Raw genomic sequence first — 12,874 nt, forward strand, 5'->3', positions numbered from 1 at the left:
AATCTTTTTAATTATTAAGTGGCTGTGTGTGCAGCTTGGCCAACAAATTTAACGCGCCATAGCAAAATAGCGCCAAGGCTTGCAAAGCCAATGGCAGCAAAGTAAAAAGGCACGGTGGTATTAAAATATTCCACGCTCATGCCCACTAATAACGACGCTAAAATAACGCCAATATTTTGCGCAACATGCACTTTGGCAAAATCACTGCCGTAGTGAGCAGGCTCGCTTTTAGCAAACAGCATCACTTCTAATAAAACCATGACCTGAAACAATGCTATACCGTATAAAACGCGTGAGCTAACCACTAACCACACCGACTCTTGCGCCTGTAAATAAAGCCCAATAGCGCCAAAAATAAGTGCACACAATAGCGTGCTAGTGCGGCTAAGCGTAGGAAGAGGTAAGTACTGCCTAAAGTGGTTAAACAACAGCATAAGTAGGGCTGCAAAAGCAGGAATGGCGTACACAAGCGCACTTTGGAATGCACTGCTTTGCGCGCTCATACCTTGCCAGTGGGTCGTAAAAAACGGCCTAATTAAAAACGCGCTAAAATAAACCACCACGCTTATAAAGCAAAATTGCCAAATAAAGTACGGCGTACGAGTACGCGGTTTTTCGCTTTCAATCGCGTGCTGATAAATACCTAACTTTAAGCTCACCATTAAATAGGCGCACAACAGCACTTGTATAACATCGCCCGCAGCACTTAATAACAATGCATAACGCGGTGCATTTATACTAAAAAAGTACCCGCCCACTAACGCGCCGCCAATAGCACCAAAGTGCATAAGTACCGAAAACAAGCCAATAATAGAAAGATGCTTACTTTGCTGCTCTAAACGCAGTGCAAACGGGTAAATAAGCAGGTAACTGGCTTTAAGCACCAACATAAGCTGATAATAAAACCAAAATTCCCACACGTTAGTTGCAAAATAACAAAGTAAACCAAAGCAGGCGGCAATCACTTGAGTTACAAGCCAAAGAGCCAGCTCGTGGTATTTTTTGGCTACCTTTGCCCACAGTGGCAGCGCGAGCATAACGGTAATACAACAGTTAGCTACAAACACGCCAATAAGTGTGGGGTTACTTACAGAAAATTCGCTGGCAAAAAATTGCGGATAAAACGGCAGTAATAAGGTGTCGCACACGACCGAAATAACCGTAAGCAAAATAAGCGCTAAACGTAAACTCATGCGGCGTTACTCTTTTGCTGTGAATGGGTTTCTACATCGCTTAAATCAAAACACTGAAAAGCAATTTTTTGTTCAACCTGATACGGCGCAGAACCGAGTATTTCGCGCAAAATTATACTGTTGCGATAACACGCCATGCCTAAATCGGGGGTTACAAAGCCATGGGTGTGCTGCTCTGCATTTTGTACAAATATACGTTTTTGTTCACTATCTACCGCATACTCGCGGCTAACTAAGTAGCGGCCTTGTTCATCTTCTGGGAGTTGCTGTGCAATGGGGTTTAAAAAAGCAGGGCGCTTGTATTTAAAGCCTGTGGCACAAATTAAGTAATCGGTTTTTATTTCAAAGGCTTCATTTAGCTCTTGATGATAAAACTCAGTGACTAAGCGACCAGCACTTTTACGTGTATTAGTAAGCTTGCTGTTAGTTTTAAATGTGGTAGAAATGGGCCCATCTAGGCTTTGCGCGTAAAGGGTGTCAAAAATGTCATTAATTAAATCGCCATTAATGCCTTTAAATAAGTTTTTTTGATTTTGATTAAGCCAATCTCGTTGCTCAGTTTTTAAATTATAAAAGTAATCAACATATTCAGGTGAGGTCATTTCAAGGGTGAGTTTAGTGTATTCCAGCGGAAAATAACGTGGCGATCGCGCAATCCAATCTAGTTGTAAGCCTTGTGGCACAGCTTGTTGTAATAAGGTGTGATAAATTTCAGCAGCACTTTGCCCAGCCCCTACAACCGTAACGCGTTTAGCCGCTTTTAGCTCATCAAGGCGGTGGCAAAAATCGCTACTGTGCAGTACATTATTAGAATTACTTTGCACTGCACAATCAGGGATATATGGGGCAGGGCCGGTGCCAAGCACTAAGTGGCGCGTAACATAGTGCTGCTCCCCATTTGGGGTTTTACAGGTAACGGTATAGCACTCACTTTGCTGGCAAAACTCAACCTTAGTTACACTTTGCTCAAAGCTTACGTTGCTAAGCTGCGAGCACACCCACTGGCAATAGAGGTTGTACTCTTTACGCAGTAAAAAAAAGCTCTCGCGAATATAAAATGGGTATAAGCGATTATTAAGCTTGGCATAATTTAAAAAACTGTACTTGCTGGTAGGGTCTGCAAGGGTCACCAAGTCAGACATAAACGGCGTTTGCAAGGTAACACCTTCTAGCATCATTCCAGGGTGCCAATCAAATTGGCTACGCTGCTCTAAAAATAAGCTTTTCACGTCCTCCAGTGGCTCACTTAAACACGCTAACGATAAATTAAATGGGCCAAGGCCAATGGCTATAAAGTCATAAGGTTGGTTACTCATTATTTTTGCTCCTTATACGTTTGCCACGCAATAGTGCTAATTTGTTCAAGCACGGCGCGCACATCGCTCAATTGGCACTGGGCATTAAGTAACGTAAATTTAAGGTAATGACGGCCGTTAATTTTGGTGCGCGCAATCATGGCTTCACCAGTATTTAAGAATGTTTGGCGTACGTGCAGGTTTAGGGTGTCTAGTAAATCGGGGTTATGTTTTAGCTCCTCTGGCGCAAAGCGAAATACCAGTGCGCTAAGCTCTGGGTAATTTATAACTTCAAAATCAGGGTGGTCGTTAAGCACAATATGGGTTTGACGAGCAAGGCCAATTACTTTATCAAACGCTCGCCCAAGTGGCGCTTCACCCATGGTGCGCAGTGTTAACCACAGTTTTAAGGCATCAAAACGGCGTGTGGTTTGTAAGCTTTTATCAACTAAATTTGGCGTGCCATTGCCGGCCTCAGCAAGCGGGTTTAGATAGTCAGCGTAAAGGGTAATATGGCTAAAGTGGCGTTTGTCACTTAATAAAAAAGCACTGCAGCTAACCGGCTGCATAAACGATTTATGGTAATCAATGGTAATTGAATCTACTTGTTCTATGCCGTTTAGGGCACTTCGGTGATGCTCGCTTACCAATAATCCGCCGCCGTATGCGCCGTCAACATGGCACCAAAGCTGCTCTTTTTTAGCAAGTTTTGCTATGTCTTCAACAGGGTCAATTGAGCCAAAATCGGTTGTACCTGCGGTAATTACCACAGCGATAGGTAATTCGCCCTTAGCTTTAGAATCCGCAATTGCGTGGTTAAGTGCGTCCATATCCATTTGCATTTTATTGTTTGTAGCCACGGGCACTACCGCGTTATAACCAAGGCCCAGTAATGCCGCTGCCTTTTGAATACTAAAATGTGCAACCTCAGAGCAATAAATACGAAAACGTGAGGCTACTTCAGGCAAGCCTTGCAGTTTTACTTCATGATTAGGTGCATAGCGGCTCACTGCAACTTCGCGAGCAACAAGCATGGCCATTAAGTTCGATTGCGTACCACCACTGGTAAAAACACCATCAGCAGTGCTAGGTAATTTTGCTTTTTCACAGCTCCAATCAATTAATTTTTGTTCAATAAGGGTCGCGCCAGCGCTTTGATCCCAGGTGTCTACCGACGTATTGATTGCGCCAATGATGTGCTCAGCCACAACCGCAGGGTACGTAACGGGGCAATTTAAATGCGCCATATAACGCGGATGATGAAAATACACAGCGTGATCTAAATACACACTTTTAAGCTCGTTTAATACCGCTGGGAAATCAGCTAGAGGTTTGGCTAAATCGACATCATTTACAGTGGCGGCAAGCGTATTAACAGACACGCCAGAAAACGGCTTTTGCGCTTTAGCCATAGCTTGTTGTACAGCCGAAAGCCCCTGCAACGACGCTATTTGGTAGTTAATAAACTGATCGAGATTAAATTGAGGAGGTAACCCGTTTTGCTCAAATATTGCTTTATTTTCGACAGGGCTGAGCTGCGCCGATTGTAATTGTGACATATTCGCTCCTTGGTTGTACTTGTATTGGGGTTGAGGATCTTAATGGTAACAATTTGCATTTACAATAATGATTAAGGGTTAGATATAGGTTTATTTTCGCAATTAGGAGTGACTGATTAGTTATAAGGAATTACTTTTAAAACTAACAAAGTGTATAAAATGAGCTATGACAGGGTGCCATAATGCGTGCTAAATAATGACAGTTTGTAAAATAGTGCGATAGTTAAAATATAAGAGTTGAGAGATGAGAGGGGGTAGCAAAAAGCGAACGTATTATAAGTGGGCAGTACCACTATAAGAAGTAAACCCCCTTTACAACTCGGTTAAACCTTAAGTGCTAAAGAGGGATATAAAAGTAAAAATGCAGCTTAATTGATATCTTCAAGCTTATTTTTTAAATCCACTAGATCGGTGGCTACGGTGGTTGGCTGAATTTCCCACGGATCAAAAATAGAATCCTCAGAGCGTTTTATCCATGCTCCGCGCATACCATGTGAAATAGCGCCGGTAATATCAAACGGGTTACTCGAAATAAGCCAGGTGTTTGCGCCCGTTGAATTTGTTTCGCGTAAGAAATGGCTGTAAACACCTGGGTTTGGCTTAAATGTTTTCATATCGTCGGCACTTACTACACCTTCAAAAAGCTCACTAATATCTGCAGTTTCGAGCAATTTATTAACAGCATCAGCAGCGCCATTAGAAAATGCAAACAATCGGTAGTTTTGCGCTTTAAGTTGCTCAAGGCCTTTTTTAACATCGTCAAAGGCGGGTAAAATTTTATACTGCTCAAGCAATTGCTGCTTTTGATCATCACTGAGCTGCGTTTTATGCGCTAAACACGCGTAATCTAGGGCATGTTTGGTACATAACGAAAACGGTATATAGTTTTGCATTAACCCACGCCTAAACGAATACTCTAATTGTTTTTCGCGCCATGTATTTGAAAAGTTTTGCGCGGTATCGCCTATCATATCTTCAAGTAAAGACAGCACGCCGTGAGTGTTTATAAGCGTACCGTATACGTCAAATGCGAGTGTGGTTGCCATGTTTGCTCCCAATAAATTTAAGATACTTGTAGGTTAGTCGTTTTGAGCTTAACTTACTTTGAACGATTGCTCAAATTAATAAAGTTTACAACACGATTGCAGCGCCTATTATTTAAAAACGATACAAATTAAAGGACTAAATAACATAGTATGAAAATATATTTTTTAATTTACGACAAAGTTGAAGAGCTGGATTTAGTTGGTTCATGGGAACTAATAGGCCTGCTGGCAGAAAAGGGATTATGTGAAAAACCCAAATTAATATCGCTAAATTCTATGACTCCCTCAGGTGAGCACGGCATGCGTTTTAGTGCCGATTATCATTTTACTGACCCAGTGCAGCCCGATGTATTATTTGTACCTGGCGGTAGTGGTGCACGTATAGCAATGGAAGACCTTGACGTTATTAATTATCTTAAAAAAACAGCTGAAAACTGCCACAGTGTTTTATCTATTTGCACTGGTATGTATTTAATGCAAAAAGCGGGGCTATTTAAGCATAAAAAAGTAACCACCCACTGGGCTTTTTTAGAGCACCTTAAAAAAGATAACACCGTAACCGTAGTTGAAGATCGCTTTGTAAAAGATGGCAATATTTGGTCTTGTGCGGGTGTTTCAGCAGGTATGGATATGTGCCTTGCTTTTATTGCTGATTATTTTGGTGAAGATGTTGCCTCCACCATACAGTTAGACGCAGAATACTATCCGTCACCAATTATTTATGGTGACGCGCATAAAAATAGCGCCACATCTAATTACATTAAAAAGCTGCGTTAAAGCCCACTTTATAACTTTATGTTGGGCTTTGCTGCTCTTAACCCAACATACGCTTTGTAAACCCCCATTACACTTTGATTAAAAAAACACAAGGCGCTTGCACTGTACTGATTAAAATTAATAAAACTTATAGGTATCAAGCGCTAAAATATCCATTTCAATATCACTAAAGAGTTTTTCAACTTGCTTGCCGCCTGCGCCCATAGCAGCAAAGAGCGGTAAAAAATGCTCTTGGGTAGGGTGGTTAAATAACACGTGGGGTGCATCGGTTAAGTAATTTAAAAGTGCGGGCGTGTCTTGCGCTAAAAGCGCGTGTTCAACCCATTGGGTAAACGCTTTTACCATTTGTACACGGTTAGGTGTAGCAGGGGTTTTAAACACTTCTCGTAGGTTGTGGCTAATGCCGCCAGAGCCAATAATTAATATATTATCGTCGCGAAGTGGGGCAAGTAACTGCCCGTATTCATACATGGTTTTTGCGCCTAATCGAGTATTTATAGACACTTGTACAATAGGAATATTTGCCTGCGGGTACATTAAGCGCAGTGGTATCCATACACCATGATCCCAGCCTTGGCGTTCATCGAGTATTGCTGTAATGCCTTTATTTTTAAATAGCGTTGCAATATTACCCGCAAGCTCAGGGTGACCTGGCGCAGGGTATTTAATGTTATACATATGCGCAGGAAAATTGTAAAAGTCGTGAATGGTTTCAGGCGCTTGCCCTGCGGTTATTACAATATTATGAGCTGCTTCATCGTGGGCCATATCAAAGTGCGCCGAAAAAATAACAATAGCGCGTGGCGTGTTGAGTGACTTGCCAAGCGCTTTTAAAAAGTCAGACGTTGGCGATTGCTGTACGGCCATTATAGGTGAACCGTGAGAGATAAATAGTGCAGGTTGAGCCATGGTAATACCTAAGGATTTTATTAATATACCCTTATTCTATTGGCTTTTATTTTGTTAATAAATAAAGCGCCCATTGAGATATTATAAATACAGTATTGTTAAACTCATTTTTATTTACCCCCTCGTTAAAAAGCCGATGCGTAAACATCGGCTTTTAAATTAACACTAAATAAGCAATCAGGCGTGTTAGTAGTTAATTGCGCCACCATCAACGTTAATACATTGTCCGGTCATAAAATCGCTGTCTTCACTGGCTAAAAAGTAAATAGGGCCAAGTAAGTCTTCAGGCTCCATTGCACGTTTAATTACTCGTGAGCCTAGTGTGCTATTTTTAGCTTTATCAAACTGTGCGTTATTTTTAACGCCTTCGCTTTCGGTTAAGCCAACTAATAGGCAATTAACTAAAATATTATCGTTAGCAAGCTCAGTGGCCAACGCACGTGTTTGCCCAACAACCGCGCCTTTAGATGCCACATAATGGCAAAACATAGGTGCACCGCGTAAAAATGTACCCGATGCAATGTTAATGATTTTACCGCGACCTAATTTACGCATGCTAGGCAACACTGCTTTGGTACACTGAAAAGGCCCGCGGGCATTTACGCGCATAACTAAATCCCATTCGTCTTCAGATATTTCCCAAAATGGCTTAAGCTCAAGCGCAGCAAATATAGCGGCATTGTTAACTAATATTTCAACCGGGCCAAATTCAGCTTCGGTTTGTTTTACCATGGCATCTAACGATTAACTATTCGTTACATCTACTTTGCAGCCTATTGCTTGGCCGCCAGCGGCAATAATTTCAGCTACGGCTGCGCTAGGTCGGCTAAATCAGCAAGCACAACTTTAGCGCCTTGTTGAGCTAAACCTTTTGCGTAAGCAGCGCCAATACCTTGTGCTGCACCAGTAACGAGGGCTACTTTGTTGTTTAATCTTTTCATGGCTTTATCTCTTAGTCATTAATAAAAATATAAGCGTGCTTATTCACGTACAGCGATACTGCATTATTAATAAACCCGACTTGGCGTTAGAATGGATAAAAAGAAGCGTGATTGCTGCAGTAGCACGTATTAACTCCATTTTGTTGTAAATAAATAGTTATTTACGCAAAAAAATGTGTTTATGACGCTATAAAAACTCACTATCTGTGCAAAAATGCGATGTGTGGACTTTAACTGTTTTTATAAACATAATTAATACGATCTTTATTTAAAAATTATAAACAAGGCATTGCTAATAATGGATAAGCTAACCACCATGAAGACTTTTGTAAGTGTTGTACAAGAGGGGTCTTTTTCTAAAGCTGCCGATAAGCTCGATATATCGCCGCAACTTGTGAGCAAGTATGTGTCTGCGCTAGAAGAGGGACTTGCTACCCGATTACTCCACCGCACCACGCGTAAAGTAAGCACTACCGAGGCGGGAGATCACTATTTTACCCGCTGTTTACAGGTGCTAGACGATATAGACGACATGGAAAATTCGCTCGATAACCTAAACGAAAATGTCTCTGGTGTGCTCAGTATTAGTGCCCCTATGTCGTTTGGGGTAAAGCACTTAGCACCGCTATTGGTTGAGTTTCAAAAGCGTTATCCAAATTTAAAATTAGATCTAAACCTTACCGACCAGTTTGTTGATATTGTTGAGCAAGGTATTGATATAGCGCTACGCATAGGGGTTTTAAAAAGCTCATCACTTATTGCTAAAAAAATAGCGCCTATTAGGTTAGCGGTGTTTGCCTCTCCTTCTTATTTAGCGCAGCACGGCACGCCTACTAGCTTAGAAGGGCTGCAATCGCATAACTATTTACGCTACGCACACACCGAGCCTACCAAAAAGCTACGTGGAGCGAACGAGCTTAAAAACGAGTTAAAGCTTGAAAGTAACCTAGTTGCTAACAATGGCGACCTGCTACTCAATGCCGCTATAGCAGGTGGCGGTATTGCCATGCAGCCAACATTTATAGCTGGTGAGGCGCTGGCACAGGGTAAAGTAGTACGTATATTAAAAGACTACGAGCCTGAGCCAATAGGGCTTTATATGGTGTACGCAAACAGGCAGTTTTTACCTAGTAAAGTGCGCGCGTTTGTTGATTTTGCGAGCAATTATTACACCGATACACCTTATTGGGATTTAGGAGAGTGAGATGTCAATCACCAACCAATTAGCGTTATTTGTTGATGTAGTGCAGCAAGGCTCATTTGCAAAAGCCGCGGCGCTGCACGATATGGACAACTCATCGCTTTCAAAGCAAATTAAAAAGCTAGAAAGCAGTTTAGGTATTCAGTTACTTAATCGCTCTACGCGCTCGTTTTCGCTTACCTCCGCAGGGGAGGAAATACTCCAGCAAGCGCATATTTTAATTGATACGCTCAGTGATATTCATAGCATTGCCGACTCCTACCAAGCAAAACCTAAAGGTATTTTGCGCATTACCTCGGGCATGTTTTTTGGGCAGCAGTATGTGCAGCCGGCCATTAATTTATTTATGCAAAAATACCCTGAGGTAAAAATAACCCTCATGCTTGATGATAAGCGCAACGATATTATTGCCGACCATTACGATTTAGCATTTAGAATTGGCAAATTGAATGACTCCAATCTAATGGCAAAAAAAATATCTGATATGCACTTTGCTTTGGTTGCCTCTAATGACTTTATTGCACGTCATGGTATGCCAAGTACACCTGAAGAACTTATCGCCTTACCTGCGGTGGTTTATGGCAATGGCGATGTAAGCCTAGATCAAATTAAATTAAGCACCCAGCCTCATGGTGATGAATACAAAACCCACAAAATGAAAGGCAACTATAAGGTAAGCGATGTACGCGCCATGCTTGATGCCACAAAAGCGGGTTTAGGGTATGTGATGCTAGATTTATTTAACCTAGAAAAACCCATAGACGAAATGGGGCTAGTGCCGCTATTAACTAATTATAAGCTCAGCGCATCGGGCACAGGTATTTATGCGCTGTATCCTCACCGTAAACAAACGCCACTAGTGAGCGAATTTATAAAAACTGTACAAGAGTATATTGGCAGCCCTGCATTTTGGGTAAAGCATATTCCTAATTACAACCAGTTATATAAATAATAGCCACAAAAAAGCCCCGTTAGGGGCTTGGGTATACTCAAAAAAACTATATTAGCTAAAGGGCTTAAAAGCCTTCTAACACCACTTTACCTTTAGCTGTTTGCGATTCAAGATGCTGATGCGCTTTGCGTAAATTGGCTGCGTTAATTTTACCTAAGTGCTCACCTACCGTAGTTTTAATTAGCCCTTGGTCAATCATAGTGGCTACGTTATTTAAAATAACGTGTTGCTCTTGCATGTCGTCGGTTTTAAATAACGAGCGAGTAAACATAAGCTCCCAATGTACCGACACGCTTTTGTTTTTAAATGGCACAATATTAAGTGTTTCAGGGTCATCAATAAGGGCAAATTGGCCTTGTGGCTTCACTACTTTTTCAATTTCAGGTAAGTGCTGCTCTGTATTGTTTAAGCTAACAACGTAATCCACTTCGCTTAATTTTTTAGCTGCAAACTCTTCACTTAACGGGTTACGGTGATTAACAATAGTGTCGGCACCTAGATCTTCTAACCACGATATTGTTTCAGCACGAGAAGCACTGGCAATAATATTTAATTTAGTGCGCTGCTTTAATAGCTGCACCATTATTGAGCCCACACCACCGGCGGCACCAATAACTAAAATGCTTTTAGAATCATCGTTTTTAGCTACGTTTAAACGGTCAAACAATAATTCCCACGCAGTAATGCTGGTAAGCGGCAATGCTGCGGCTTCGCCATACGAAAGCGAACTTGGCATATGGCCAACAATACGCTCATCAACTAATTGAAACTGCGCGTTACTGCCTGAGCGCGTAATGTCGCCTGCGTACCATACTTTGTCGCCTGGCTTAAATAGCGATACGTTTTCGCCAACCGATTTAACAACCCCAGTTGCATCCCAACCAATTACTTTATATTCGCCCTCAGCTGCTGGCATTGCTTGGCGAATTTTAAAATCAACCGGGTTAACCGATACCGCTTTAACTTCTACTAAAATATCGTGGCCGTGTGCTGTTGGCGTTTCAAGTTCAATGTCTTGTAATGATAATTCGTTTTCGATAGGTAAACTTTTTTGATATCCGATTGCTTTCATGGGAGTTGCCTCGTTAGCTAGTTAATACTCTGTGTTGATGACGCTATTTTGGCTTTATCAAGAGCATTAAAAAAGAGACAAAACACCCAATTATTATGGAAATAAAACTCCATAATAAAATAGGTAAATAATTAAAATTCCATTGCACATAGCTGTTATCGTTTTAAATTAATAATACCTTATTAACTGTAACGGGGGTTTACAGTTAGGTTATATTTAGCTCAGTTAATTTATTCCATACACTTTCGCCACCGGGGTGCAAAGCCGCATGATACCTATACGCATAGTAAGTTATTGGCACGCAGTGGTGCTCACTCCCGACAACTACCAAGGTATTATTTTTAAGCTCGTTTGATATAACGTAGTCGGGCAGCCAGGCAATACCATTGCCCGCTACAGCGTGCACTTTTAAAAGCTCAGTCATGGATGAAACAAACACCTTTTTAAGCTTAGCGCCCGATATAATAGGCTCTAACTGCCGGCCCATGTAGGAGTCGAGGCTGTAGGCTAAATGCGGTATAGGCGCTGCGCTTTCTAGGTTATATAAGGCTTTGCCTTGCTCGTCACAGGCGCTAACAGGTAACAACTTAGCATTACCTATTTTTTGATGACTAAACGGCGGCAGTTTAAGGCGTTCGTTATCAAAGGCAATAAGTAAGTCGCATTCACCTTGCTCTAGCGCTTTGGTGGCTTTATCTACGTCTATAGCCTCTAAATTAAGTACAATGTCGCGCTCATCTTGTGTTTGAAAGTTAGCGAGTTGTAAGGTTAAAAAACTCGCTAAAGAATGTGCGGCCGCTACCTTTACAGAATAATTTTGCTGCACCGACAACTCCTCAAGCATGCTAACCGAGGTATTCATTTGGTTAACTAAATTACGCGCCGTTATATGAAATATTTTACCGCTTGGGGTAAGGGTAATAGGCAAGTTTTCTCGGTCGATTAGGGCTGCGCCAAGGGTATCTTCAAGGGCTTTTATACGCCGACTAAATGCAGGTTGCGTAATATGCCTAAGCTTTGCCGCTTGCGAAAAGCTTTTTGTGTGCGAGAGCGTTAAAAAATCTTCTAACCATTTACTTTCAATATTCATAGCGACCACTTAGTTATGCAATTTGTGCATGGGTGGTAAAATAATAGCATTATTCAAACTAAATAAAACACTATAAATTAAGCCTATAAACTCAATAACCGGAATGCAATCATGCTTAGAACTCTTGGCGTATTAGGTGGAATGGGGCCTTTGGCTACCGCCTCATTTATGAATCAGGTAATTGCGCTATCGCCCGCTAAAAATGATCAAGAGCATATACCTATGTTTATAAGGAATATCCCGCAAATTCCTGACAGAACAAAATTTTTAATGGGTCTTGAAGATGAAAACCCATTTTTTGAGCTTAAAAAAGGCTTTAAAGAGCTAACAAGCTTAGGTGTAAGTTGTATTGTTATTCCGTGTAATACCGCGCATTACTGGTACGACGCGCTCACTAAAAATGCCGATGTACACACCATTAGCATTGTAAAAAGCGTTATAAAACAAGTAAAAGCCACGGGCAAACAAAAGGTTGGTATTTTAGCCACTACCGCTACGCTTAATATGGGCATTTACCAAAATGCGTTTAAGCAGCACAATATTGATTTTGTTGAACCAAACTCTCAGCAACAAGCAGCCATAATGGATGGCATAACCGCCGTAAAAGCGGGCGATTTAAATAAAGGTCGCCACTTATTAAGCAAGGCATACGACTTAATGCTTGCTCAAGGTGCTGACTGCGTGTTGTTTGGCTGTACCGAAATACCGCTTGTGTTAAATGAACAAGCCAAACACTCGCCAGACACCTGCCTAGATACCATCGCTATTTTAGCGCAAGAGTGCGTTAACTGGGCATATGCTAACGCCCATCAATCAACGCTTTCAAGTGTGGCATAGAA

General features: G+C 41.5%; 13 protein-coding genes. 4 read left to right on the forward strand and 9 right to left on the reverse strand.

The genetic code is table 11. The features are described from left to right. Positions 1-14: 14 nt before the first annotated feature. The 4 genes from EJ103_RS19995 to EJ103_RS20010 form a co-directional block, all read right to left on the reverse strand. Positions 15-1,193: an MFS transporter gene (locus EJ103_RS19995; RefSeq protein ID WP_126009653.1), complete on the reverse strand. Its 1,179-nt coding sequence runs from the start codon at positions 1,191-1,193 to the stop codon at positions 15-17. Further along, on the reverse strand, positions 1,190-2,509 hold the full coding sequence (locus EJ103_RS20000; protein ID WP_126009655.1) for a SidA/IucD/PvdA family monooxygenase: 1,320 nt from the start codon (positions 2,507-2,509) through the stop codon (positions 1,190-1,192). Before EJ103_RS20000 ends, EJ103_RS19995 begins: the two co-directional genes overlap by 4 nt. Beyond that, entirely contained in the window at positions 2,509-4,047 is a 1,539-nt protein-coding gene (locus tag EJ103_RS20005) for an aspartate aminotransferase family protein (protein WP_029771776.1), read from the reverse strand. Before EJ103_RS20005 ends, EJ103_RS20000 begins: the two co-directional genes overlap by 1 nt. Positions 4,048-4,415: 368 nt before the next feature. Next, on the reverse strand, positions 4,416-5,093 hold the full coding sequence (locus EJ103_RS20010) for a haloacid dehalogenase type II (protein WP_126009657.1): 678 nt from the start codon (positions 5,091-5,093) through the stop codon (positions 4,416-4,418). 150 nt (positions 5,094-5,243) lie between these two features. Between EJ103_RS20010 and EJ103_RS20015 the strand changes: the two genes are divergently transcribed. Then, positions 5,244-5,870 carry a DJ-1/PfpI family protein gene (locus EJ103_RS20015; protein WP_126009659.1) on the forward strand — a complete coding sequence of 209 codons (627 nt, stop codon included), beginning with the start codon at positions 5,244-5,246 and terminating at the stop codon, positions 5,868-5,870. Between the two features lie 117 nt (positions 5,871-5,987). Here EJ103_RS20015 and EJ103_RS20020 read toward each other — a convergent pair whose 3' ends face one another. The 3 genes from EJ103_RS20020 to EJ103_RS20370 form a co-directional block, all read right to left on the reverse strand. Beyond that, entirely contained in the window at positions 5,988-6,779 is a 792-nt protein-coding gene (locus tag EJ103_RS20020) for a class III extradiol ring-cleavage dioxygenase (RefSeq protein ID WP_126009661.1), read from the reverse strand. Positions 6,780-6,965: 186 nt separating this feature from the next. Further along, positions 6,966-7,511 (reverse strand): SDR family oxidoreductase, encoded by a 546-nt coding sequence (locus EJ103_RS20025; RefSeq protein WP_277600535.1) that lies wholly within the window; start codon positions 7,509-7,511, stop codon positions 6,966-6,968. 74 nt (positions 7,512-7,585) lie between these two features. Further along, the gene (locus tag EJ103_RS20370) at positions 7,586-7,720 is read right to left on the reverse strand and encodes an SDR family NAD(P)-dependent oxidoreductase (protein WP_277600536.1); all 135 of its coding nucleotides are present in this window, start codon (positions 7,718-7,720) and stop codon (positions 7,586-7,588) included. 298 nt (positions 7,721-8,018) lie between these two features. Between EJ103_RS20370 and EJ103_RS20030 the strand changes: the two genes are divergently transcribed. Together EJ103_RS20030 and EJ103_RS20035 are read left to right on the forward strand one after the other, a co-directional pair. Then, a complete protein-coding gene (locus EJ103_RS20030; protein ID WP_126009663.1) occupies positions 8,019-8,924 on the forward strand; it encodes a LysR family transcriptional regulator in 906 nt (301 codons plus the stop codon). Between the two features lies 1 nt (position 8,925). Then, a complete protein-coding gene (locus tag EJ103_RS20035; RefSeq protein ID WP_054981994.1) occupies positions 8,926-9,873 on the forward strand; it encodes a LysR family transcriptional regulator in 948 nt (315 codons plus the stop codon). A gap of 64 nt (positions 9,874-9,937) precedes the next feature. Here EJ103_RS20035 and EJ103_RS20040 read toward each other — a convergent pair whose 3' ends face one another. Further along, on the reverse strand, positions 9,938-10,945 hold the full coding sequence (locus EJ103_RS20040) for a zinc-binding alcohol dehydrogenase family protein (protein WP_126009665.1): 1,008 nt from the start codon (positions 10,943-10,945) through the stop codon (positions 9,938-9,940). A gap of 205 nt (positions 10,946-11,150) precedes the next feature. Continuing rightward, a complete protein-coding gene (locus EJ103_RS20045) occupies positions 11,151-12,035 on the reverse strand; it encodes a LysR family transcriptional regulator (RefSeq protein ID WP_126009667.1) in 885 nt (294 codons plus the stop codon). 111 nt (positions 12,036-12,146) lie between these two features. On the opposite strand from EJ103_RS20045, the gene EJ103_RS20050 reads away from it, so the two are divergent. Next, on the forward strand, positions 12,147-12,872 hold the full coding sequence (locus tag EJ103_RS20050; protein ID WP_054981991.1) for an amino acid racemase: 726 nt from the start codon (positions 12,147-12,149) through the stop codon (positions 12,870-12,872). Positions 12,873-12,874 lie beyond the last annotated feature (2 nt).

The organism is Pseudoalteromonas sp. Xi13, assembly GCF_003952205.1.
Classification (GTDB): Bacteria; Pseudomonadota; Gammaproteobacteria; order Enterobacterales; family Alteromonadaceae; genus Pseudoalteromonas; species Pseudoalteromonas atlantica.